The following is a 23,719-nucleotide window of genomic DNA, read 5'->3' as shown; positions in this document are numbered from 1 at the left end:
GCGGTGATCTGCACGACGGATGGCTCGACTGCGGCGGCGGCCGCGTCTGCGGGAGCGGCTGTCGCCGGCGATACCGGCGCGACCAGGGCGAAGACTGCGGCGAGAGCGGCCAGCATTGTCGCCAGTGGGCGACCGAGGCGGGGTTTACCCATGAGCCCATAGTGCCCGAACTCAGGATTGTTAACCCTCCACCGGGGCTGTCTAGGCCTTGCGGACGAGCAGCGTGGCCCGGTAGTCCTCGAACGGGATCGGGTCTTCCGGGCTTTGTGGATACGGGTCGAGAGACTGCAGTTCAATGTTGTATCCACCGATTGCGACGACGTTGACGGTCTGACCGGGCGCGGGATTGGTATTGAACGTCACCGTCTCGGGGCCGCCGCCGTTTGGCTGCACGTCAACCGCAATCCGGGCCTGTCCTGTCCAAAAACAGGCAACCCGCGCGGGACAGCGCGAGTCCTCTAGGACCTGGTCGAAACGAAGTCGCAGGTTCTCGTTCGCGTTCACCGCTTCTTGGCCGCCGCCAAGCGTGAATGCCTCATTCAGATTGAATCCGGGCGTATCTGCCCGCGCCTCTCGGCCCGTGTGGCAGCCCATCAACGCGAGGCCGAATAGCGCTACGAAAGCCCACATCCACTGCTTGTTCAAGATTGGCTCTCTTCGCTATCGGCGGCAGGTGATATCGCATGTGATATCAGGTTTTGGAAGAGAGTTGTCCCACTTGGCGATGCTGATGTGGCAGCTGTGGTGGCCAGGCGGGAACTATTTGCCCTCGACGGCGACGCCACCTCGCAAGCGCCTGCGCCGACGGGGGGTTTCCTTGCCGGACGGCCTGCGGTTGCGCAGCTTGCCGTTGGCTGACTCGCCTTCTGCCGTCGTCGTCACCTCTTCGGCGGTCGACTCAGGCTCCTCAGCGGTGACCTCGGCCGGCTTGTCCTCGTCCTCGGATTCCGTCTCCTCGGGTTCCGCCGTCTCTTCGGATTCCGTCTCCTGGCCCGCGGCCTGCTCTTCCTCGTCGGCCTTGCGGCCGCGTCGGCGCTGCCTCTTCTCCTTGGGCTTCAACGGTTTCGGCGGAGGCGGCGGAAGCTCGGCCACGAACGCAAGGTGAAAAGCGAGAATGCCGAGCAGGGCGATCGCCGCGGCTGCGCCGTAAATGGCGAACAACCATTGGCCAGCGTTGTCCAGCGAAAGCCAGATCTCGCTGATCGCGGTGCCGACTATCAGTACTCCGGCGAGTACGTGCAGCCCGATCGACGACGTCCGAAGCGTCAGGGCCAGCTGCGGGGTGCGAAACTCTGGCCGGCGAGTGCGCAGCAGCGTGAACACCACCGGAAGCGCGGCCAGGCCGATCAGAGCACCGGTGACGATGCGCAGAGCCGTGCCCAGCGTGTGGGAGGTGTCTCCGATCAGCTCGGGCCAGCGCGGCAACACGAAGAAGAAGTACAAGACACCGGCGGCGATACAAGACGACGCGTGCCAAACCACCGCAACGGTGCGGCCCATACCCCTCCTATTGCTTTTGGCCGGAGTACGACCAGGCCGTTGGGTCAACTGGTCGCACCCCGGACCGAGTGCGGAGGATGCGGGATTTGAACCCGCGAGGGCTGTTAACCCAACCCGCGTTCCAGGCGAGCGCCATAGGCCACTAGGCGAATCCTCCGCGGGCCATGGTAGCCGACCTTGCTGATGCGCCCGTCGAGATGCTCGCGGGCCGGGTATTAGACTCGCCGTGGACCCCGCGCGGCGTCTATCCTGTGAACTCCCCCAGGGCCGGAAGGCAGCAAGGGTCAATGGGCTCTGGCGGGTGCGCGGGGTCCCCTTCTTTTTCTTATATCCGGTCTGAAGTGAAAGGCGCGCGGTGTCGTTTCAGTCGCTCGGCCGTGACGAGCTCCAAGCCGAACACGAGCAGCAGCGGCGAAATTACGCCGACCTGAAAGCCAAGGGGCTGAACCTCGACCTGACCCGCGGCAAGCCCTCACCCGCCCAGCTGGACCTGTCCAACGAGCTGCTGCGTCTGCCGGGAGATGACTTCCGAGACGGTGAAGGCACCGACACCCGCAACTACGGCGGCCTTCACGGGCTGCCTGAACTGCGCGCGATTTTCGGCGAGCTGCTCGGCATCCCGGTGCCCAACCTGATTGCCGGCAATAACGCCAGCCTGGAACTGATGCACGACGCCGTGGCGTTCTCGATGCTGCATGGCGGGGTGGATTCCACGCGGCCATGGATCCGCGAGCCCGCCGTCAAATTCCTCTGCCCGTCACCCGGCTACGACCGTCACTTCGCGATCACCGAAACCCTGGACATCGAGATGATCACCATCCCGATGCGCGAAGACGGTCCCGACATCGACCTGATCGAAGAACTGGTTGCCGTCGACCCGGCCATCAAGGGCATGTGGTGCGTCCCGGTGTATTCGAACCCGACCGGCATCACCTATTCGTGGGAAATCGCGCGTCGACTGGTCCAAATGGAAACAGCCGCAAAAGATTTCCGGTTGATGTGGGACAACGCCTACGCGGTGCACACGCTGACCCACGATTTCGACCGCCAGATCGACGTGCTCGGGCTGGCCGAGGCGGCGGGCAACCCGAACCGGCCGCTGGTGTTCGCGTCGACATCGAAGATCACCTTCGCCGGTGCCGGCGTCAGCTTCCTCGGCGGCTCGTTGGGCAACATTGCCTGGTATCTGCAATACGCGGGCAAGAAGTCCATCGGCCCGGACAAGGTGAACCAGCTCAGGCATCTGCGATTCTTCGGCGACGCCGACGGGGTGCGTCTGCAGATGCAGCGTCACCAGCAGATCCTGGCGCCAAAGTTCTCGCTGGCCTTGGAGATCCTCGACGATCGGCTCGGCGAATCCAAGATCGCGTCATGGAACGAGCCGAAGGGCGGCTACTTCATCAGCCTCGACGTGTTGTCCGGCACCGCCCGGCGCACCATCGCGCTGGCCAAGGACGCCGGTATCGCTCTCACAGAGGCGGGGTCGGCGTTCCCGTACCGAAATGACCCCGAGGACAAGAACATTCGCATCGCGCCGAGCTTCCCGGCGCTGCCGGAGCTGCGTGAGGCGGTCGACGGGCTGGCCACCTGCGCGCTGCTGTCGGCGACCGAGGCCCTGTTGGGGACCGAATGACCACTCGGCTCCGGCTAGTCGGACCGCGTCGGTAGCCTGCTGAGCGTGGCGCTCTACCGCAAGTACCGGCCGGCAACCTTCGCCGAAGTCATCGGGCAGGAGCACGTCACCGAACCGCTGTCCACGGCGCTCTCGGCGGGCCGCATCAACCACGCCTACCTGTTCTCCGGGCCGCGGGGGTGTGGAAAGACGTCGTCGGCGCGCATCCTGGCGCGCTCGCTGAACTGTGAACAAGGCCCGACGGCCACGCCGTGCGGCGTGTGCGACTCCTGCGTGGCGCTGGCGCCGAACGGACCCGGCAGCGTCGACGTCGTCGAACTCGACGCCGCGAGCCATGGTGGCGTGGATGACACCCGCGAACTGCGTGACCGCGCGTTCTACGCACCCGCCCAGTCCCGATACCGCATCTTCATCATCGACGAAGCACACATGGTCACCACGGCCGGTTTCAACGCGCTGCTGAAGATCGTCGAGGAGCCGCCGGAGCACCTGATCTTCGTGTTCGCGACGACGGAGCCCGAGAAGGTCCTCCCGACGATCCGGTCACGCACCCATCACTATCCGTTCCGGCTGCTGGCACCGCGGACCATGCGGTCGCTGCTGGAGCGCATCTGCACCTCCGAAGACGTGGCCGTCGACGACGCGGTGTATCCGCTGGTCATCCGCGCTGGCGGTGGCTCGCCCCGCGACACGCTGTCGGTCCTCGACCAGCTGCTGGCCGGTGCGCAGAGCAGCCGCGTCGAGTACCGGCGCGCGCTGGCGCTGCTGGGAGCGACCGATCTGGCGTTGATCGACGATGCGGTCGACGCGCTGACGGCCGGGGACGCGTCGGCACTGTTCGGCGCCGTCGAGGCGGTGATCGACGCCGGTCATGACCCGCGGCGGTTCGCCACCGATCTGCTGGAGCGCTTCCGCGATCTGATCGTGCTGCAGTCGGTGCCTGACGCGATCGCGCGTGGTGTGGTCGATGGGCCGGAGGACGTGCTGGAGCGGATGCGGGAGCAGGCGACGCGCATCGGCACCGCGACGTTGACCCGCTACGCCGAAGTCGTGCACGCGGGGCTGGGAGAGATGCGCGGTGCGACCGCGCCGCGGCTGCTGCTGGAGGTGGTGTGCGCGCGGCTGCTGCTGCCATCGGCCAGCGACACCGAGGCGGCACTGCTGCAGCGGGTTGAACGGATCGAGACGCGGCTGGATCTGTCGATTCCGGCGTCCGACGAAGTGCGTTCGGCAGAGCCGGCCGCGCCATCGAAGCAGTACGCCCGCAGGAGCAAGGTGGAGGCACCGGCCTCTGAACCAGCGCCGGAACCCGTCCCCGCGCCGGAGCCCGTCGCCGCGCCCAAGCCGGAGCCCGTCGCCGCGCCCAAGCCGGAACCCATCGCCGCGCCCAAGCCCGAACCCAAGCCCGAACCCGCACCGGAGCCGAAAGTCGTTGAAGTACAACCCGAATCGCAGCCGTGGGCGGAGTCAGCGGCGGGCCAACCTAACGCCGCCGCCGTGCGTAGCATGTGGACGACGGTGCGGGAGAAGGTTCGTCAGCGCAGCCGCACCACCGAGGTGATGCTCGCCGGTGCGATTGTGCGGGCCGTCGAAGGCGACACGCTGGTCCTCAGCCATGAATCTGCCCCGCTGGCGAAACGGCTTGCAGAGCAACGCAATTCCGACGTCATCCGGGAAGCGCTCAAGGACGCACTGGGTGTGGACTGGAAGCTTCGATGCGAGGCGGGCGGTGCGGCACCGGCGGCCGCGCCCAAACCGGAAAGCGTCGCCCCGTCGCGGCCGCCGCGCGACGAGGAAGAGGAGAGCATGCTGGCCGAGGCCGGCAGCGACACCTCCGAGGTGACGCGCCGCGACCCCGAGGAAGCCGCGCTGGAACTACTGCAGAACGAGCTCGGCGCCCGCCGCATCGACGGCTAGGGAAATTCGGCCTCGATTCCGATGGGGGGTCGAGAGTACCGTGCATAAACATGGCAGCGCGTCTGTCAGCGATCGGCGCGGTTTGGTCAGTGATCGTGCTGGTGGCGGCCTGCGGAGGTAACCCCGCCCCTGCGCCGAACCCCGGCGCCTCTTCCGCGCCTTCTAGCAGCGCGCCGATGAAGATCACCGATCCGTATTCGCCGACAATCGACCCTGCGGCATTCTCGACCACGATCGACAATCCTTATCTCCCAATGACTCCGGGTACCCGCACCGTCTATGAGGTGCGTACGCCCGAGGGTCTGCAACGCACGACGACCGAGGTCACCCGCGATACCAAGACGATCATGGGCGTCAAGACCGTCGTTGTTCACGACACGGTCACCGTCGACGACAAGGCGGTGGAAGACACATTTGACTGGTATGCCCAGGATCACGACGGCAATGTCTGGTATTTCGGCGAAGGCACGAAAGCGATTCACGAGGACGGCACCGTAGACACGACCGGGTCGTTCGAGGGCGGCGTCAACGGCGCTTTGCCAGGGATCGCAATGCTGAGCCGTCCTCACGTCGGCGATCAGTATCGACAGGAGTACGCAAAGGGTGTGGCTGAGGATACCGGCGATGTGGTCAGCCTCACCGGTAGCGAAACCACCCCGGCGACGGGACGCGTCAGTGAGCTACTGGTCACGAAGGACGCCGATCGTCTCGACCCCACGGCACCGCCGGAGAACAAGTACTACGCGCGCGGGATCGGGCTCATCCTCACTGTCGAACCCACTGGGCGAGACGAAGCCGTCAAAGTTGAAAAGTCCTGAGCTCGCGTATCCCGTGGTCGCGGATGGGAAACCCGCGGGTACCCCTCCCCGCGGGCGCTGGTTTGGAACCAGTTGGATCGGCGCGGCCGCCGTCGTGGCGTTCGGGGTTATCGCGGTGGCGGTCGTCATATCGGCGATAACCGTCGTGTCCCGCGCGCCGTTCGGCGACACCGGTGTCGTGCTCCCGACGGCCTCGATCACCACCACGACCGTTGCGCCGCCCCCGACCAGCGCGGCCCCCGTTCCTCCTCCCGCCACGCGGGCCCCGTCTGTAGTGACCCCGAGCGGACCGCCATCACTCGCGCCGACGACCATTGCGCCGAGCGCACCGCCTCCACGGCCGAGCACTACGCATTCGTCGAGCATTCGTTCCGAGCCCAGCAGCGTCCGCCCGACGAGCCATCAACCCTTCCCGCAGGAGACGACCGATTTTCTCGGCCCTCCGGGGACGAACAACTGACGCTAGGGCGTCCACCACGGCCGAAGCGGCAGGCCGCCGTCATGGCCATGTGAGTCCAGCTTGACCGCCAGAACCTGGTGCAGCTGAACGACATTGGTCTCGAAGCCCAGCCGCGAGCCCGCCATGTAGAGGCCCACACTTCGATCACTCGATAGGGCGTAACCCTCGAATAAGTTGAACTGGGAAATGAACGGTATCTACGGCCTCGGTGAATTACGGCTTAGTTCTTGAGCTCAGCCAAAGCTCGCTTGCCTTCGTCGCCGAGTCCGTTAAGCAAGCGTTCCGCGTCACCATGGTACCGGCCGCTGCCTTGGTAATACTTGATTATGTCCTTAATAAGCTCAGTTCTTGTGCGGTCATCTTCAATGTAGCGACGAATAAATAGAGCACCCGACTTCCTGAACTCGCTTGATTCACCTCGGGCATTGAATTCCTTCTTCGCGAGATCAGAGAGCTGTAATCTCCTCTGATCCGTGAGTTCCCATTCGCCCACCAATGAAGTTGATGTAAGGGCCCACGCCGCCTGACGGGAGAGATGAGTTTTGCGCGAGCCTGCCCATATTTCGACGATCCTGAGCTGCAACGCATTCTCTTTTGACGGAATAACTTCACGGCCATTCAACGGAAGCCCCCATACCAATGCCCACATCATTGCGTACGTAAGGGCGTTCCGCCGTATCGGATTGGTAAGTAACTGGTCGACAATAGCATCTACTAGCGGCAGCAATGGCGCCGCAGCATCGTTTGACTCCTCGGAATGTTCTTCCGCCGCTGCGTTGTAGGCCAATGCCATCAACGTTAGTGAACCAGTTATCTGTCGCGCTGAATCTCCGCTATGGATGTTCTCTGACACCCAATTCACAGTGTCACTAATCCGCTGACGTGATTCGGAATCAGCCAGCGCTATGTTTGCGATCGCGCTGCCGAATCCGGGTATCTCTTCGTCGTCAAGCGTGAAATATGCATAGCTGATCTTTCTGAGTAGCGAATCGTATCGCCCACCGTGAAGGCTTTTGCATAAGACAGATTCGGCAACGGCGAGGGGTTGAGTCGCTCGAATGCATAACTCGATCGCCTCCTCTGCTAGCTCTGGTGTTATTGCTGCCTCATCTCGCAAGCAGCCGACAAGATTCGCGTGTAGTTGCTCGAATGGCACGCTGTCGCTAGCGGTCCCTCGCTGGCCGCCGTTTCCTGCGACAGCCGGGCGAAGGCGTGAGATCAGCGTCTCGACTACGGTACCGGCGCGGGAACCGCTGAGCACCGTGGTTAGACCCACGACCTCTTGCCACGTCTCAGAACCAAACCTTTCCTCCAGTATGTTCACTATGTCGAGGCCGCGCGATTCAGAGTCAATCCAGCCGTTAGCTATCCCCAACGCAGCCAGGTACTCCTGGAAGGTCAAATGTTTGAACTCGTAGGTGGCCTCCAACTTGCCGTTAACTACCTGATGGCCGCTTAAAGTCATGAGGCTGCTTCGCTCCTCTACGCGGTCCACAAACTCCCGGGTGGACATCTGCGCATAGCTCAGCACTTCGGGGAGATCGCGACGGGCCGCCATTAGCAAGTTGGCAAGCTCCTCGGAAGTGACGCTTGTTACGCCACGAGACATCATCGAGTATGCGGTGTAAGCCAATTGTGGAAGTGCTTCGTCAGGATCCAGAGGTTGATGACCCTCGGCGTTCCAAGTCATGAGAAGGACTTCAATCGCCTTCTGATATAGGACGGTCCGTCGGCGGGGGAGTTGCCCGATCCACCGCTGAACAAGCAGCAGCGTTGTCAATAAGAGCGGATTCGTAGCTAGGCTGCGCAAGCGGTCATTCGCAATGATGTCGTCGGCCAGGCTTTCCGCTTGGCTCTGGATATAATCGGACGGACCGATCACCTCTTTGCGCCATGATGTAACCAAGGACCTTATCGCGTCATCGCTCAGTCCCGAAACCATCGTCCGATGGCATATGGAGTTAACTGCAGCGGCAACCGATCGGAAGCCAGCTTCACGCGAAGTTACGACAAGTCTGCACGTCGGGTATACCCCGATGAACGTACGCAATTGTGATACAAAAGCTAAACGATCGCTTGCCGACGGTATCTCATCTAACCCGTCGATGAGAAGTAAGAGATCGCCGTCTTGGAGCTTCCTGGCCACGATGTTCGCGAAGGATTCTCGGAGCTCTGGCATCTCGGCGCGTTCAACTTGATCGACAATAACTTGAAGAATCGGATCTCGGGACCGGTTGGCCAGATGTCTGCATCGGATTACGACCGGAAACCATGACTCATCGGGAAGGCCGTCATCACTGTCATGTAATCTCTGTTTGTCGGCGTACGCGACTGCGAGTCGTTTCAGTGCTGTCGATTTTCCCGATCCCGGTAGGCCAAGAATTGCAACATGGGCATGCTGACTGATGACCTCGCCTAAAGTCTGACTGGACGTTTCACTAGTGCCTGTGTTCGGTGTGGTGACTTCAGTTTCCAGTTCGCTGGGCAGGACCTCGTCGGCGGTGGCGGTTACATTGCGTGTTTTTGAACTCCCCTCCTTTAACCGCAAAGGCACGTATAGATCCTCCAGCTTAAATTGCCGCGAACCTACCGATTGATCAGCCGGAAGCCCCTCTAGGGTAATGCCGCCGAACTCCTGGAGGATAAAGCTTTGATACCGCCGCGCTACTAGGGCAGCGTCTTTCGGCTTTGTGTTTTTGTTTAGGAGCCTTAACGTGGCGATTGGATCATCACTAGTTCTCGCCGTCGCTATAACTTGATTCGCCGCTGACAGGCTTAGGGGACTGCCGTCGGCGTGTATGAAGCAAATGCGAGTGCGTTCACGCTGCTCGGTAACGTAGACTGCCCATATCCAGCCGATGCTGTGGCCGACGAGGTCGGGATCGGGGTCTACTTCAAATTGGCTATCCGGCGGGATGAGGTCCTTAGCCGCTAAGGCAGCTTCCGCAGCCGTTACAACCAGCTTGCAGTTGATCAATTCTTCTTTCACGCGTTGGCCGTCTAGCAGCGTGACCCGACTGCCCCCTAATTCACGTTCCTGCTCTATCGCGGTCTCACGATAACCGGCAAGTGAAATGTAGTAGCCGTGCACCTCCTTTCCGCTCGATTTCCGTCGATGCCCGTCCAATACGCCCACAAATTTGTTTATGTCTGCACCGCCAATTGGTGCTATGCCGCTCTTCATTTCGGCAATGACTTCGCGAGACTCGTACCTGTGGACGGCCATGAGGTCTATTTCGCGTCCCGTTTTGTGGACGTTGACTCGGCAATTTTCGTAACCCAGTGCCAGGAACAAGTCTCGAGCTAGTCGCGAAAGAAGATCGCCCTGGTCGTTGGTATCGCGGGCAACGATGCGAATTGGCATTTCCACAGTTGTCCCCTGCGTGTCATCTGCGAAGAGCTCCGGCGATTTTGCTCACGTAGGACCCTACAGCCAGATCTCAGCTCGACGTATTGGTTCGCCGGCGCATCGTTGAGTCTCGAAGCCAGTGTTGCCAAACGCACACTGACCTACCCCTTCAATGGCGGAAGAGTCGGGGACGAACAACTGACGCTAGGGCGTCCACCACGGCCGAAGCGGCAGGCCGCCGTCATGGCCGTGTGAGTCCAGCTTGACCGCCAGAACCTGGTGCAGCTGAACGACATTGGTCTCGAAGCCCAACCGCGAGCCCGCCATGTAGAGGCCCCACACCTTCGCGGTGGGCAGCCCGACTTCCTCGACCGCCTCGTCCCAATGCTCGACGAGATTGCGGCACCAATCGCGAAGCGTCAGAGCGTAGTGGTGTCGCAGATTCTCTTCGTGGACCACCTCGAGCCCGATGTCCTGGGCCTCCGTGATGATGCGGCCCGACCCGGTGAGCTCCCCGTCGGGGAACACGTAGCGGTCGATAAAGCCGCCAGCAGCCGCCCCCGTTCTGTTGTCCGGCCGGGTGATGCAGTGGTTGAGAAGCAGAGCGCCCGTGCGCATCTTGGACTTCAGGAAGCGGAAGTACGACGGGTAGTTGTGCACGCCGATGTGTTCTGTGAGCCCGATCGACGACACCGCGTCGAACTGGGTCTCGCGGATGTCGCGGTAGTCGCCGTGGCGGACCTCGGCCAGATCGGACAACCCCTGCTCGGCGATTGCCTTCTGCGCCCAGGTGGCCTGCTCGCGCGAGAGCGTGACACCGACGGCCTTCACACCGTGACGGGCCGCGTAGCGCACCATGCCGCCCCAACCGCAGCCGACGTCGAGCAGTCGATCGCCCGGCTTCAGCCGCAGCTTCTCGAACACCAGCCGGTACTTGTACTCCTGCGCCTCTTCCAGCGTCGCATCCGGATGCGGATAGCAGGCGCACGTATAAGTCATCGACGGGCCAAGCACCCACTCGTAGAACGTGTTTGACACGTCATAGTGGTGATGGATCGCTTCCGCATCACGGATCCGGCTGTGCCGCAGCCCTTCTGCGATACGCCGCCAGCGGGGCAGTACCTCCTGCGGGGGCGGCGCGATCGGCTTGAGATGCTCGAAGCCGATGGAGCGAACGATGTTGGCCAGCACCCGCGCCGGCGGGCGCTTGAAGTCCATCTTGTCGGCGAGCGCCTTGAGCAGCTCGTAAGGATCGCCAGGGTGCACCCCGTGCGGTTCCAGGTCGCCCGACACGTAGGCGCGGGCCAGGCCGAGATCGCCGGGCGCAGTGGCCAAGTATGTCGTGCCACGCGGCGTCAGCAGATCGAGGCCGAGCTCGGCGTCGTCGGGTCCGGCCGTGCTGCCGTCGTATGCAGTGAACTTCAGCGGCAGTTGACCGGCCGCGAAAATCTCCAGAATCTCGGCGAGAGTCAACTTGTGGGTGGGAGCGTGAGCGGGTTGTTCTCGGAATGTCGTCATCGTCGTTGCACCGCCTTCGCATACAGGTCGAGGAGCCGTGAGTCGGGGTCGTAGGTCTTTTTTACGGTCTTGTAGGTTTCCCCGCCATAGAGTTCGTCGAACTCGTCGGGGGAGTAATACGCATCGGAATACAGCGACTTGTGGCCTTCGAGGTCGCTGACCTTACGCTCGATCAACTTGTTGGTATGGCCTTCCTCGGGACCGATCGGCACCGACGACCAAAAGCCGATGTTGACGTAGGTGTGGTTCGGGCGGATCGGGTACAACGGCCAGGCCCCACCTGTCCTTGGGTCATCGCGTAGCCGCAGAGGACACAGCCAGATCGGCTCGATCGGGACGTTGTCGAGGAACCAGGTGAGGAAGTCTGCCGTCCGTCCGATCGGCACTTCGACGTCTTGTACGACGCGCTCGCGGGGTGGGCGGCCGTTGCGCTTCTCGATGCGATCGGCGATGTTGAACCGCTGGTCGTAGGCGATCAGCTTCCAGTAGAAGCTGCTGCGACGGTAGCGCCGCGGCCAGAACCGGCGGATTCGCGGCTCCTGCGCGCCGAACGCCCGCGAGCACCAGAACCAGTCGGTGTCCCAGCGCCACAGATAGTCGTGGATGGTGAGCCGGTCGTGTTTCTCGCCGTCCGGGTGCTGGATCGAGCGGTAGTAGATCTGCTGGCCGGTGTAGTCGCTGACCGGCCCTGGCGTCGTGGTTTGGAAGCCCAGAGTCAGGTAGCTCTCGTCGGCGCTGAACACCACGCCGTCGAGGTAGTCGACCCGGGTGCCGTCATGACCGCCCGTTTCGATGATGCGATCCATCGCGGCGACGAGGTCGTCGAGCGAGTGAAACCTCAGATGCTTGAGCGCGACAAACGGCTTGACGGATTCCAGCTCGATCTTGAGACGGACGGAATAGCCAAGGGTTCCATAGGAATTCGGAAACGCGCGATATAGATCGGCGTGTTCGTCTGGCGATGCGGTCAGCACCTCGCCGGTGCCGGTCAGGATGTCCATCTCCAGGACCGACTCGTGCGGCAACCCGTTGCGGAATGACGTGGACTCGATGCCGAGACCGGTGACCGCGCCGCCGAGGGTGATCGTCTTCAGCTGCGGCACCACCAGCGGCGCCAGCCCGTAGGGCAGGGTGGCGGCGACGAGATCCTCGTACGTGCACATACCGGCGACATCGGCGGTGCGGTGCTCGGGGTCGACGGCGATGACTCCCGTCAGGCCCGAAACGTCCAGACCCTTGCTCTTTGTCTTGGCACGCGCCCGGAACAGGTTGGACGTGGGTTTGGCAAGCCGGACCGTCGCGCTCGGAGGAATCGCCCGGTAGCTGGCGAGAAGCCGCTGCACGCCCACAGCGTGAGCAGCACGTGCGTCGCTCCCCTCAACAGACACAGATATACGCTAGTCCGCGGCCGCAGCCGATGCGACCGCACCAACAGGACAGGAGAGCTATCTCATGGCACAGGTCAGCGCGTCCAGCACCGTCTTGATAGACGCCGCGCCGGAGACCGTGTTGGCGGCGATCACGGATTACGAGACCGTTCGCCCGAAGATCCTGTCCTCGCACTACAGCGGCTACCAGGTGCTCGAAGGCGGTAAGGGCGCCGGTACCGTCGCCACCTGGAAGCTGCAGGCCACCAAGTCGCGTGTGCGCGACGTCAAGGCCAACGTCGACGTCGCCGGCCACACCGTCATCGAAAAGGACGCGAACTCGTCGATGATCACCAACTGGACCGTCGCACCGGCAGGGCCGGGGTCGTCGGTCACGGTGAAGACGTCGTGGCAGGGTGCGGGTGGCATCGGCGGCTTCTTCGAGAAGACGTTCGCGCCGCTGGGTCTGCGCAAGATTCAGGACGAGGTGCTCGCGAACCTGAAGAGCGAAGTCGAGAAGGGCTAGTTGGTCCGCGGCGGTTGGGTGGCCAGGAAGCCCGCGATACCGCGGACGACGGCGTCGGCGTACTTCTGACGGCCTTCGGGCGTCTTCATCAGCCCCGAGTCGACGGGGTTCTTCATGTTGCCGCACTCGACGAGGATCGACGGGAATTGCGCCAGGTTGAGGCCCGCGATGTCTGAACGAGGGTCGAGGCCGTTCGAGCCGGTGTAGGTCGACGGCACGAAGCCTGACGCGGTCAGCTGGTCGCGCATGGTCTGCGCGAATTGCACGGACGGCCCGGCCTGGACGTCGTTGAGCGGCGGTGCGGAGTAGAGGACGTGGAAGCCGCGCCCGGTGGGCGGGCCGCCGTCGCCGTGGATGCTGACGATGGCGTTGGGTTTCAGGGAGTTGGCCATCGCGGCGCGTTCGTCGACGCAGGGGCCGAGGCCCGTGTCGTTGCCACGCGACATCGCTGTTCGCACGCCGAGCGCGGTGAGTTCTTGGCGGATGCGCAGCGTGGTGTCCCAAGTGAAGGTGTGTTCGGGATAGCCGTCGTCGGTCGTGGTGCCGCTGGCCTGGCAGTCCTTGGTGCCGCCGCGGCCGGTTGGCACCTGGCGGCCGATCGACGAGTCATTCGAGCCGTTGTGGCCGGGGTCGAGGAACACGATCATGCCGGCGATGTTGGCCGGCGCGGCCGAGGCCGGGGTTACGGCCGTCGATGCGGCGATGAGCAGTCCGGCGGCTATCGCGGCGCCGACACGCAGGCTGGCAGGCACGGGCGCCACCGTAGCCGTCTTGACGACTAGGCTGAAAGTCCAAACCGCCGCATGTGGATGAGCGCAACCAAGTCGATACCAAGACGCAAGGGGACTGTCATGCAACCCGGAGGCACGCCCGACATGTCGGCACTCCTCGCGCAGGCGCAGCAGGTACAGCAGCAGTTGATGGAAGCGCAGGAAGCGCTGGCCAATTCCGAGGTGCATGGGCAGGCCGGCGGCGGGCTGGTGCAGGTCACCATGAAGGGCAGCGGCGAGGTGGTAGCCGTATCGATCGACCCGAAGGTCGTCGATCCCTCCGATGTGGAGACGCTGCAGGATCTCATCGTCGGTGCCATCGCCGACGCCTCCAAACAGGTCACCATCCTGGCCCACGACCGGCTCGGGCCGCTCGCCGGCGGGATGGGTGGGCTGGGTCTGCCGGGGATGTGACTTGTTCGAAGGCCCCGTCCAGGATCTGATCGACGAGCTCGGCAAGCTGCCCGGCATCGGGCCGAAGAGCGCGCAGCGGATCGCTTTTCATCTGTTGTCAGTCGAGCCTCCGCAGATCGACCGGCTCACTGGTGTGTTGGAACGGATTCGCGACGGGGTGAAGTTCTGCGCGGTGTGCGGCAACGTCTCCGATGAGGATCGCTGCCGCATCTGCTCAGACTCGCGCCGAGATGCTTCGTTGGTATGTGTGGTGGAGGAGCCGAAGGACGTGCAGGCCGTCGAGCGCACGCGCGAATTCCGCGGCCGCTACCACGTATTGGGTGGAGCGTTGGATCCGCTGTCCGGTGTGGGGCCCGAGCAACTGCGAATTCGTGAGCTCCTCAACAGGATTGGCGAGCGGGTCGATGGCGTCGACGTGACCGAGGTGATCATCGCGACGGATCCGAACACCGAGGGCGAGGCGACAGCGACGTATCTCGTGCGGATGCTGCGCGACATCCCGGGGCTGACGGTGACGCGCATCGCGTCGGGTCTGCCGATGGGCGGCGACCTGGAGTTCGCCGATGAGCTGACGCTGGGCCGCGCTCTGGCGGGCCGCCGCGCGATGGTCTAGCCCTTTTACGCGAGACTGCACTTGTTGCGCGCCTCACTCGAACTTGGTCGCGATAACTGCAGTTTCGCGGAGGTGTCGGCCCTCGCTGCGAGCATCCCTACATGCGGAAGGTGTTTCTCGGCAGCGAGGCGGTGGAACAGGGGGCGCTGACTGCGTACGAGTTGCGTCGTTGGCATCAGCGACTCTTCCGCGACGTCTATATGCCGATGCCGCACGACGTATCACTTCGCGATCGGATCGAGGGCGCCTGGTTGCGATCTGGCCGCCAAGGCGTCATCGCGGGCCTGGCGGCCTCGGCACTGCATGGAGCCCAATGGGTTGACGATGACATCCCGATCGAGTTGATCTGGAACTACGGCCGCTCGCCCAGCGGATTGCTGGTTCGCAATGAGACGTTGGCCGACGACGAGATCGCAAGAGTGGCAGGGCTCCCCGTGACAACGCGGGCACGCACGGCGTTCGACCTCGGCCGCTACCTACCGCGCGAAGAAGCCGTCGCACGGCTCGACTCCCTCATGCGGGCGCAGATCTTCTCGGTTGAAGACGTGCTGTTGCTCGCCAAGCGCCACCGCGGGGCCAGGGGGCTGAAGGCACTACGAGCTGCCCTTCCACTTGTCGACGGCGGCGCCGCGTCTCCGATGGAGACCTGGTTGCGATTGCTGTATATCGACGCGGGATTGCCAAGACCCACGATCCAAATCCCGATCTGCGAGGACCGTGGACGACTCGTTCGGATGGCGGACATGGGGTGGGAGGAGTTCATGGTCGTGTCCGAGTACGACGGGAGCCAGCACCAAACCGACCGCAGTCAGTACGTCAAGGACATCAAATCGCTGCGCAAGGCCAGAAGTCTCGGGTGGATCGTCGATCAGGTAGTCAAGGAAGACCGGCGAACCGACATCGTCGAACGTGCGCGGACGGCACTGATAAGTCGAGGCTGGAAGCCCTAAGCGCGCCGCGGCGCCGCCAAGCGTTCCCGCCGCAGCTGCGTGACCTCGTCGATCCCCAGCGGCGCCAAATCGCCGACCACCCGGCTCAGGAGATGATCAGCGAGTTCGGGATTGCGCGCCAAGCATGGGCCGTGCAGATAGGTCGCGATGACGCTGCCCTGCACCGCGCCGTCGACGCCGTCACCCGCGCGGTTCCCCGCCCCACTGACGACTCGCGCCAACGGCTTCGCTGACGGCCCGAGAACTGTTCCGCCGCGATGGTTTTCGAATCCCGTCAATCGCTCGGACAGACCCGGCAGCAATGGCTGGGACACCACCTCCCCGATCGTCCGCTCGGGCTGCGGCGATGTGGTCACGTCCAAGAGCCCGACTCCGTCGACTCGTTCACCCGACGATGTCTCGTACCAGTGCCCCAGCACTTGGATCGCCGCGCAGATCGCCAGCACCGGACCCCCACGCGCGGCCGCCTGCTGTAAACCGGGGTAGCGGATCAAGTGCCTGGTCGCCAGACGTTGCGCGTAGTCCTCGGCCCCACCCAGCGTGTAGAGGTCGAGTTCGGCGGGCACCGGATCCGACAGCGTGATCTCGACGATCTCGGCGTCAAAACCGCGAAGCCGCAACCGTTGCCGCAATACGACCGAATTACCGCCGTCGCCGTACGTGCCCATCACATCGGGCAACACGAGCCCGATCCGCACCGTCGACTCACGCATGTCGTGCCATCGCCCGCTGAAGGTTGAGGAACGCGGTGTAGTTGGCGACCACCTCGACGTGGCCGGGCGGGCACGACGTGATCGCCTCGACGGCGTTGTGCACCAGCGTGTGCTCGACACCCGCGTATCCCAGGCGCACGGCCAGGTCCGTCCCGCGCTCGCCCGCCGCCACGACCGGCTTGTCGACGAAATGCTCGAAGTTGACATCCCACAACCACGACAGGTCTTCGCCGTCGGGCACCTGACCGTTCACCGAGATCACCACCGAGCCGGCGTCGGTGTCCACCATCGACAGCGCTTCCTGCCAGCCGGCGGGATTCTTGGCCAGCAGCATCCGAACGGTATGGGCGCCGAGTTGCACTGTGCTGTACCGGCCCGCCACCTCGTCGACACCGGACACCGCCGCCACGGCCGCAGCCGGATCGGCACCCAGCGTGACCGCCGCTGCCACCGCCTGCGTGGCATTGCCTCGGTTGACGGCCCCCGGTAGCGCCAATGCCATGGGTAGCGAAAGCCCGTCGGGTCCATAGATATTCGTGTCGTCGAACCACCAATTCGGGCTGGGCCGCTTGAAATCCGTTCCAGTCGAATACCAGTCGGATCCCTCCCGGACGATGATCTCGCCGGACCGCGGACAGCTCACGGAGTCGTTCGCCCAGCCGCCGCCCGCCGCGACCCATACGACGTGTGGACTGTCATAGGCCGCCGACGTCATCAGCACGTCGTCGCAATTGGCCACCACCACCGACGACGGATGCCGTGTCAGGCCACCCCTCAAAGTCCGTTCGATGTGGTTGATCTCACCGACCCGGTCGAGCTGATCGCGGGACAGGTTCAACAACACGATCACCGCGGGGTCGAGAGCATCCGCCACATGCGGCACATGCATCTCGTCGACCTCCAGTGCCGCAAGCGACGCGTCACGCGCACCTGCCAGCGCCGCCACCAGACCCGCGTCCATGTTCGCGCCCTCGGCGTTGGTAGCGACGGTCTGATGTCGCCGCCCCTGCGGCTGCGAAGGCCCCAGCGTGCCCAGCGCCGCCGCGGTCATCCGGGTGGTCGTCGACTTGCCGTTCGTCCCGGTGACGACGACCGTGCGACGGCCCTTGCCAAGCTGGCGGAGCACGGACTTGTCCAACGCCAGAGCGACCAGCCCGCCGATCATCGCGCCGGCGCCGCGCCCGGTGACGCGCGACGCCCAGCGCGCGCCGGCTCCGGCCGCGAGAGCCGCACGTCCGCGAGTGGTGACCATCCCCGGCATTTTAGGTAGCCGACACGCTGTCGAGCGATCCGGTGATGTCGGGGCACCGTGCCATCCTCGAATCGTGAGCCAAACCTGGGGCCGGCCGGCAACCGAACCCGGCGCGGGCTGGGCCGTCGTCGACGTCGAGACCTCGGGCTTTCGCCCCGGACAGGCCCGGGTCGTCAGCGTCGCCGCTTTGGCCCTCGGCGACGACGGCAACGTCGAACAAAGCCTCTACACGCTGCTCAACCCCGGCGTGGATCCCGGCCCGACCCATGTTCACGGCCTGACCTCCGACATGCTCGAGGGCCAGCCCTGTTTTGCCGACATCGTCGACGAGCTCGTCAAGGTGCTCAAGGGCCGCACCCTGGTGGCCCACAACGTCGGCTTCGATTACTCCTTCCTGGCTGCAGAGGCCGAGCTCGTGGGCGAGGAGCTGCCCATCGAGACGGTGATGTGCACGGTCGAGCTGACGCGTCGGCTTGACCTGGGCACCGAGAACCTGCAGCTGGGCACGCTGGCGCGGCACTGGGGCATCACGCAGATGAAGCCGCACGACGCGCTCGACGACGCGATGGTGCTTGCGCAGATCCTCAAGCCGGTGCTGGTCCGCGCTCGCGAGCGCAAGGTCTGGCTGCCCACGCGGCCGGTGTCGCGGCGCCGCTGGCCCAGTGGCCAGGTGACGCACGACGAGCTGCGACCGCTGAAGATGCTGGCCTCGCGGATGCCGTGTCCGTATCTCAACCCCGGCCGCTTCGTCGCTGGGCGTCCGCTGGTGCAGGGTATGCGGGCCGCACTATCGGCGGAGGTCAACCGCACTCATGAGGAACTCGTCGAGCGAATCGTGCACGCCGGCCTGGCCTACACCGACGCCGTAGACCCAGAGACGTCGCTCGTCATCTGCAACGAGACCCAACCGGAACACGGCAAGGGGTATCAGGCCAATGAGCTCGGCGTGCCCTTGGTCCGCGATACCGACTTCATGCGTCTGCTTGATTTCGTCGTCGGTGGCACCGGGATCGAAGAGTTCGCGGACAGTGCGCTCGCGGGCGAGCAGTTCGCACTCTTCTGAGGGATCGAACTGCTTCCGGATACCTGGCTAGCCGCTCTGCCGCCTCGTCCGTAGCGCCTATTGCGCTCACTACGAGCGTAGTGGTAGCGTCGGCACCATGACGACCACTACGAACGTAGTGCAAAGCGAGCGGTCCCTGTGGGAGACCTACCGCTGCCACGGCTACTTCTTCCGCGAGGCCGCAATGCTCACCATCGCCATGGGCGTGTGCCTGCACCTCTATCGGGTCATCTTCGGCGACGAGCTCGCCCTCAGGTACGTCGTGACGGTGGCGACGGACAGGGTTCTTCTCATCCCGATGACCTATGCGGCCATCACGGGCATCGTGGTCTGGCACCGTGTGCGGTTCGCGAACAAGCGGCAGCGGGCGTTCTTCACGGCCTCGCTGGTTTACATCGCCGGCAGCGTGCCGCTGCATGTCTACTGCTCCTACGTCATCAAGGACGTATCGCTGGCGATGTGGTTCCCGACGTGGTTCAGCTACGTCCTGCTGCTCCTCGTGTATCCGGCGTTCCTGACGATGTTCTGGCGGCTGCGGTATAAGAGCTGATGCCGCCCAACCCGGAACGACGGACCCAGATCCTCGACGCCGCGATCGACATTCTGTGCGACGACGGCGTCGGGGGTCTGACGCATCGGCAGGTCGACAACCGCACCGGCCTGCCCGCGGGCACGACGTCGAACTACTTCCGCACCCGCCAGGCGCTGATCGAGGCGACCGCCGCACGGACGGTTGATCTGCATTGGCAGCGCGTCGAGGCGCTGCAGAAGGCGATTGGGCCTCTGACACGAGATGCCTTGAAGGCGTTGATGATTCGCATGCTCGAACCCGACGAGCAGTTTCGCCGATGGACGCTGGCACGGTTCGAGCTGTTCATGGAAAGTACCCGGCGCGAAGAGCTCAAGCCGCTGATGAAGGAGCTCCAGGCGGCCGCGGTGAAGTCGGCGACACTCATCATCGAGGCCGCCGGCTTCACCACGACACCGGATCGGATGGACCAACTCAGCAGGCTGCTCAACGGCTTTGTGTTCAGCAACCTCACCATCGCGCCCGAGCCGGGCTCTCAAGATGCCGCCGGTCTTGTGGACCGACTGCTGAGCGCCTTCCTCGATTAGCGGCGCGCGCTGGTCTAACGCACGGCTCGTCGTGCCGAAGCGCGGTTGACCGCCGACACGACTGCCCGCAGCGATGCGGTGGTGATCGATGTCGCGATGCCCACGCCCCAAATCGTCTGGCCGTCGACCGAGGCCTCCACGTACGCCGCCGCCTGCGCCTCTTCGCCCGACGACATCGCGTGCTCGGAGTAGTCCAGGACATGAACCTGAATGCCCACGCTGCACAGCGCGTCGACGAACGCGGCGAGCGGGCCGTTGCCCGAACCGCGGATGTCGGTCTCGACACCATCGATCTTGACGGTCGCCTCGATGCTGTCGGTGCCGCCGTCGGTCTCAGATGCGCTGACCTTCTGGCGGATCCGCTCCAGCGGCCGCACGGGCGCCAGATACTCCTCGAAGAAGACGTCCCACATCTCCTTCGGCGACACCTCGCCACCCTCGCCGTCGGTGATCTTCTGGATCGCCTGGCTGAACTCGATCTGCAGCCGCCGCGGCAGCACCAGGCCGTGGTCGGCCTTCATGATGTAGGCCACGCCGCCCTTGCCGGACTGCGAATTCACCCGGATGACGGCCTCGTACGTGCGGCCGACATCGCGTGGATCGATCGGCAGATACGGCACCTGCCACAGGATGTCGTCGACATCCGCGTCCTGCTCGTCGGCGGACACCTTCATCGCGTCCAGACCCTTGTTGATCGCGTCCTGGTGACTGCCCGAGAACGCGGTGTACACCAGATCGCCGCCGTACGGGTGGCGTTCGTGTACCGGCAGCTGGTTGCAGTACTCGACCGTGCGACGGATCTCGTCGATGTTGGAGAAGTCGATCTGCGGATCGACGCCACGGGAGAACAGGTTCAGGCCCAGCGTCACCAGGCAGACGTTGCCAGTGCGCTCGCCGTTGCCGAACAGGCAGCCCTCGATGCGGTCGGCACCGGCCTGATAGCCCAATTCCGCTGCGGCTACTGCGGTTCCGCGATCGTTGTGTGGGTGCAGGCTGAGGATGATGCTGTCCCGGCGGCTCAGGTTGCGGCTCATCCACTCGATCGAGTCGGCATAGACGTTGGGCGTAGCCATCTCCACCGTTGCGGGCAGGTTGACGATCAGCGGCCACTCGGGTGTGGGCGCAATGACGTCGGAGACGGCGTCGCACACCTGGATGGCGTACTCCAGTTCGGTGCCGGTGTAGGACTCCGGCGAGTACTCGTAGCGCCACCGCGTGCCCGGGTACTTCTTGGCTTCCTCCAAGCACTTTCTCGCGCCCTCGACGGCGATCGCCTTGACCTCTTCACGGCCGGCGCGGAATACCACGCGGCGCTGAAGGATCGACGTCGAGTTGTAGAAGTGCACGATCGCGCGCGGAGCGCCCTGGCACGCCTCGAATGTCCGCTCGATCAACTCGGGGCGGCATTGGGTCAGCACCTGGATCGTGACGTCGTCGGGGACTGCGCCGTTTTCGATGATTTCGCGGACGAAGTCGAAGTCGGTCTGGCTGGCCGACGGGAAACCGACCTCGATCTCCTTGTAGCCCATGCGCACCAGCAGGTCGAACATGCGGCGCTTGCGGGCTGGGCTCATCGGGTCGATCAGTGCCTGGTTGCCGTCGCGAAGGTCGACGGCACACCACATGGGTGCCTTGTCGACGACGCGGTCGGGCCAGCTTCGGTCAAAAGGAACGGGCGCTGGGCTCCCGCCCGGCACCTCCGCGGCGAAGGTGCGATACCGGCTGACCGGCATCGACGTGGTCCGCTGGGTGTTCCAGACGGGCTGGCCGGAGTTCGGCGGGCCTTGGGGCTTGTTGATCGTGCGCGCCGACGTGAAGGCGTCAGACGAATCGGGTTTCGAGAAGGTGGTCATGTGAGGTTGCTCCGGGAGTTAGACGGGACTCGACCGGCGCATCGCGAACACCCGCGACGGGAAGCCGGTCTGGTCAGACCCCGTCGCGGCTGCCGAGAAGGAGCACCCGCTGCACGTCGACCACTGTAGCAAGCGCAGCTGGACGGCCGAAACCCGAGGTCTCGCGTCACTCTGAGCGCACAGCGCAGAGTGAACGGACAATAGAGCGATGAGGCAGCTGGCCAGCCTGGTCGTGATACTGCTGGCCGCCGTGCTGGCGCCCACCGGATGCAGCCGCGAGGTTCAAGGTGCCGCAGCGATGACATCACGCGACGTCGATCCCTCGTACTTCTTCGCCGGCGATGTCCCGACCTACGGACAGTCCCTCAGCGCGGATGACGTCACATCGCTGGTCTACCTGCGCGCGATGCGCCGCATCGATCCCTGCGGGCTGGTGACCCGCGAGTCGCTGGCCAAGATCGGTGAAATCGGTTCAGTCGGGACGCTTTTCGCACTCGACGAGTGCGACATCGACATCAAGGTGCCGGGTGAGGCCGGCCGGCGTTACGCGAGCATCGAGGTGATACTCAACCGGATCGCGGGCCAGCCGGCCGCGTTCCTGCTCGGCGACCTGCCCGTGTATGAGACGTATCGCGGTTCGTGTGATTACCTGTTGCCGCTGAACCTGTCGCAGCTCCCGGGAGCTCGGCCGTTGCGCACGCCTGACCAGCCGTTCGTCAGGGTTGGACTGATCACCGAGGACAACTGCAACTTCGCCCAAGGACTCGTGCGCGCCATAGCGCCGCGGGTGGAATCGCTGCAACTACCCGTCCGTGACGCCGTCGGCACATTTCCGGTGCGACTGGCCGAGCGTGACCCGTGTCAGGTGATGTCGGTCATCGGCGCCGACGTCGAGAACTGGGACGTTGGCCGATCCCGGCCCTACGAATGCGACTTCCGTATTTCCCGCGGCGGCGACACCGTACCGATGCGGGTGGCGCTGAAACCCCAGACGTTCGACATGACCACCGAGACGCGGCTGCACCGTACACAGGATGGCATCGAACTGCTCGTCGATCAGACCTACTGCTCGGCGTTGGGGTTCGTCGGCGACAGGATGCAGCGCAAGCTGTTCGGTGGTGATTTTGTCGACACCGGTGACGTCGTCATCCGGCCCGCGGTGGTCGTCGACAGCGGTGGCGAACATTGCGACGCCGTGACGGATGTGGCGGCGGCCGCCGCGAAGCTCTACACCTGAGAGTCGGGGAAAGCGATCACCGACAGAAACCTGATCGGCAGTTCGACGAGGTCCACTGGCCCATGCGCGCCCTCGCCGTCGATTTGCAGCGAGTCTCCCGGGTGTAGCCGGTACACCGAGCGGCTGTGGCTGTAATCCATGACGCCCTCGAGCATGTAGATGAACTCCGTTCCGGGGTGCTGGAACAGCGGATAGGTCTGGCTCTTCTCCGACAGTGTGACGTGGAGGCACTCCAGCCGCTTGTGCTCGCCTCGCAGCGAGCCGAGCAATTCGTATTCGTGCCCCTCCTTGGTGCCGTTGCGGACGATGTGCGCGCCGGTCCCGGCCTTGACGAATGCCGCGGGCCGTTCGACGTCGGCGCCGCGGAACAGGCTGGTGACGGGGACATCGAAGCCCTTGGCGAGAAGTGCCAGGGTGCTCAGGCTGCACGACGTCTGGGCGTTTTCGATCTTGGACATCATCGCCTTGGAGATACCTACTCGATCCGCCATCTGCGCGACCGTGAGCTGTTGCTGTTGACGTAGTTTGCGCACGTTGCGCCCTATGGCAGCCTCGAATTCGAGCTCCTCGACGGGCTCGTGCGGGTCGCGGTCGCGGGCGGTGCCGGACTTGTTGCGTAGAAGCGGGACGTCACTCATGTTTCCTGACAG

At 64.1% G+C, this 23,719-nt stretch carries 22 protein-coding genes, 1 tRNA gene and 1 other RNA gene; 12 read left to right on the top strand and 12 right to left on the bottom strand.

The window, feature by feature from the left end:
• Nucleotides 1-201 precede the first annotated feature (201 nt).
• The 3 genes from VJV41_RS02175 to VJV41_RS02165 all read right to left on the bottom strand — a co-directional run bounded on the left by VJV41_RS02175 (nt 202) and on the right by VJV41_RS02165 (nt 1,657).
• The gene (locus tag VJV41_RS02175; protein WP_325330619.1) at nt 202-645 is read right to left on the bottom strand and encodes a hypothetical protein; all 444 of its coding nucleotides are present in this window, start codon (nt 643-645) and stop codon (nt 202-204) included.
• A gap of 114 nt (nt 646-759) precedes the next feature.
• Nucleotides 760-1,500 carry a hypothetical protein gene (locus VJV41_RS02170; RefSeq protein ID WP_325330617.1) on the bottom strand — a complete coding sequence of 247 codons (741 nt, stop codon included), beginning with the start codon at nt 1,498-1,500 and terminating at the stop codon, nt 760-762.
• 71 nt (nt 1,501-1,571) lie between these two features.
• Nucleotides 1,572-1,657 (bottom strand) — tRNA-Ser (locus VJV41_RS02165).
• Nucleotides 1,658-1,725: 68 nt separating this feature from the next.
• On the opposite strand from VJV41_RS02165, the gene ffs reads away from it, so the two are divergent.
• The 4 genes from ffs (at nt 1,726) to VJV41_RS02145 (ending at nt 5,868) form a co-directional block, all read left to right on the top strand.
• Nucleotides 1,726-1,820, top strand: an RNA gene (gene ffs / locus VJV41_RS02160) — signal recognition particle sRNA small type.
• A 35-nt stretch (nt 1,821-1,855) separates the two neighbouring features.
• Nucleotides 1,856-3,133, top strand: coding sequence for an aminotransferase class I/II-fold pyridoxal phosphate-dependent enzyme (locus VJV41_RS02155; RefSeq protein ID WP_325330615.1), 1,278 nt, complete (start codon nt 1,856-1,858; stop codon nt 3,131-3,133).
• A 45-nt stretch (nt 3,134-3,178) separates the two neighbouring features.
• Nucleotides 3,179-5,050, top strand: coding sequence for a DNA polymerase III subunits gamma/tau (locus VJV41_RS02150; protein ID WP_325330613.1), 1,872 nt, complete (start codon nt 3,179-3,181; stop codon nt 5,048-5,050).
• A gap of 50 nt (nt 5,051-5,100) precedes the next feature.
• Entirely contained in the window at nt 5,101-5,868 is a 768-nt protein-coding gene (locus tag VJV41_RS02145) for a hypothetical protein (protein WP_325330611.1), read from the top strand.
• Between the two features lie 462 nt (nt 5,869-6,330).
• On the opposite strand, the gene VJV41_RS02140 is transcribed toward VJV41_RS02145, so the two are convergent.
• The 4 genes from VJV41_RS02140 to VJV41_RS02125 all read right to left on the bottom strand — a co-directional run bounded on the left by VJV41_RS02140 (nt 6,331) and on the right by VJV41_RS02125 (nt 12,583).
• Nucleotides 6,331-6,465, bottom strand: a complete 135-nt coding sequence (locus tag VJV41_RS02140) for a hypothetical protein (RefSeq protein WP_325330609.1) — start codon at nt 6,463-6,465, stop codon at nt 6,331-6,333.
• A gap of 83 nt (nt 6,466-6,548) precedes the next feature.
• Entirely contained in the window at nt 6,549-9,692 is a 3,144-nt protein-coding gene (locus tag VJV41_RS02135) for an NACHT domain-containing protein (RefSeq protein WP_325330607.1), read from the bottom strand.
• A 189-nt stretch (nt 9,693-9,881) separates the two neighbouring features.
• A complete protein-coding gene (locus VJV41_RS02130) occupies nt 9,882-11,195 on the bottom strand; it encodes a class I SAM-dependent methyltransferase (RefSeq protein ID WP_325330605.1) in 1,314 nt (437 codons plus the stop codon).
• On the bottom strand, nt 11,192-12,583 hold the full coding sequence (locus VJV41_RS02125; RefSeq protein WP_325330603.1) for an FAD-binding oxidoreductase: 1,392 nt from the start codon (nt 12,581-12,583) through the stop codon (nt 11,192-11,194). Before VJV41_RS02125 ends, VJV41_RS02130 begins: the two co-directional genes overlap by 4 nt.
• Nucleotides 12,584-12,647: 64 nt before the next feature.
• On the opposite strand from VJV41_RS02125, the gene VJV41_RS02120 reads away from it, so the two are divergent.
• A complete protein-coding gene (locus tag VJV41_RS02120) occupies nt 12,648-13,088 on the top strand; it encodes an SRPBCC family protein (RefSeq protein ID WP_325330601.1) in 441 nt (146 codons plus the stop codon).
• Here the strand turns inward: VJV41_RS02120 and VJV41_RS02115 are convergent.
• Entirely contained in the window at nt 13,085-13,840 is a 756-nt protein-coding gene (locus VJV41_RS02115; RefSeq protein WP_325330599.1) for an Rv3717 family N-acetylmuramoyl-L-alanine amidase, read from the bottom strand. The genes VJV41_RS02120 and VJV41_RS02115 overlap by 4 nt on opposite strands.
• A 99-nt stretch (nt 13,841-13,939) precedes the next feature.
• Between VJV41_RS02115 and VJV41_RS02110 the strand changes: the two genes are divergently transcribed.
• From VJV41_RS02110 to VJV41_RS02100, 3 genes are all read left to right on the top strand, one after another.
• Nucleotides 13,940-14,272: a YbaB/EbfC family nucleoid-associated protein gene (locus tag VJV41_RS02110; protein ID WP_414684854.1), complete on the top strand. Its 333-nt coding sequence runs from the start codon at nt 13,940-13,942 to the stop codon at nt 14,270-14,272.
• A 1-nt stretch (nt 14,273) separates the two neighbouring features.
• On the top strand, nt 14,274-14,885 hold the full coding sequence (recR, locus tag VJV41_RS02105) for a recombination mediator RecR (RefSeq protein ID WP_325330597.1): 612 nt from the start codon (nt 14,274-14,276) through the stop codon (nt 14,883-14,885).
• 101 nt (nt 14,886-14,986) lie between these two features.
• On the top strand, nt 14,987-15,835 hold the full coding sequence (locus VJV41_RS02100; protein ID WP_325330595.1) for a hypothetical protein: 849 nt from the start codon (nt 14,987-14,989) through the stop codon (nt 15,833-15,835).
• Here VJV41_RS02100 and VJV41_RS02095 read toward each other — a convergent pair.
• Together VJV41_RS02095 and VJV41_RS02090 are read right to left on the bottom strand one after the other, a co-directional pair.
• Nucleotides 15,832-16,548, bottom strand: coding sequence for a type 1 glutamine amidotransferase (locus VJV41_RS02095; protein WP_325330593.1), 717 nt, complete (start codon nt 16,546-16,548; stop codon nt 15,832-15,834). The two genes, VJV41_RS02100 and VJV41_RS02095, sit on opposite strands and share 4 nt — an antisense overlap.
• Nucleotides 16,541-17,800, bottom strand: a complete 1,260-nt coding sequence (locus tag VJV41_RS02090; RefSeq protein WP_325330591.1) for a Mur ligase family protein — start codon at nt 17,798-17,800, stop codon at nt 16,541-16,543. The genes VJV41_RS02095 and VJV41_RS02090 overlap by 8 nt, the downstream gene beginning before the upstream one ends.
• Before the next feature lie 70 nt (nt 17,801-17,870).
• Here VJV41_RS02090 and VJV41_RS02085 point away from each other — a divergent pair, with 70 nt between their 5' ends.
• The 3 genes from VJV41_RS02085 (at nt 17,871) to VJV41_RS02075 (ending at nt 19,979) form a co-directional block, all read left to right on the top strand.
• The gene (locus tag VJV41_RS02085) at nt 17,871-18,863 is read left to right on the top strand and encodes a DEDDh family exonuclease (RefSeq protein ID WP_325330634.1); all 993 of its coding nucleotides are present in this window, start codon (nt 17,871-17,873) and stop codon (nt 18,861-18,863) included.
• A gap of 97 nt (nt 18,864-18,960) precedes the next feature.
• Nucleotides 18,961-19,413, top strand: coding sequence for a hypothetical protein (locus VJV41_RS02080; protein ID WP_325330589.1), 453 nt, complete (start codon nt 18,961-18,963; stop codon nt 19,411-19,413).
• Nucleotides 19,413-19,979, top strand: coding sequence for a hypothetical protein (locus VJV41_RS02075; protein WP_325330587.1), 567 nt, complete (start codon nt 19,413-19,415; stop codon nt 19,977-19,979). The genes VJV41_RS02080 and VJV41_RS02075 overlap by 1 nt, the downstream gene beginning before the upstream one ends.
• 14 nt (nt 19,980-19,993) lie before the next feature.
• Here VJV41_RS02075 and leuA read toward each other — a convergent pair whose 3' ends face one another.
• Complete coding sequence (gene leuA, locus VJV41_RS02070) at nt 19,994-21,832, bottom strand: 2-isopropylmalate synthase (RefSeq protein WP_325330585.1); 1,839 nt, start codon at nt 21,830-21,832, stop codon at nt 19,994-19,996.
• Between the two features lie 208 nt (nt 21,833-22,040).
• On the opposite strand from leuA, the gene VJV41_RS02065 reads away from it, so the two are divergent.
• Nucleotides 22,041-23,069, top strand: a complete 1,029-nt coding sequence (locus VJV41_RS02065; protein ID WP_325330583.1) for a hypothetical protein — start codon at nt 22,041-22,043, stop codon at nt 23,067-23,069.
• On the opposite strand, the gene VJV41_RS02060 is transcribed toward VJV41_RS02065, so the two are convergent.
• Nucleotides 23,060-23,707: an XRE family transcriptional regulator gene (locus VJV41_RS02060; RefSeq protein ID WP_325330581.1), complete on the bottom strand. Its 648-nt coding sequence runs from the start codon at nt 23,705-23,707 to the stop codon at nt 23,060-23,062. The genes VJV41_RS02065 and VJV41_RS02060 overlap by 10 nt on opposite strands.
• Between the last annotated feature and the right edge of the window lie 12 nt (nt 23,708-23,719).

Origin of the sequence: Mycobacterium sp. (genome assembly GCF_035274705.1) — a bacterium.
GTDB lineage: Bacteria > Actinomycetota > Actinomycetes > Mycobacteriales > Mycobacteriaceae > Mycobacterium.
This window is presented reverse-complemented; position numbering and strand designations above follow the sequence as displayed.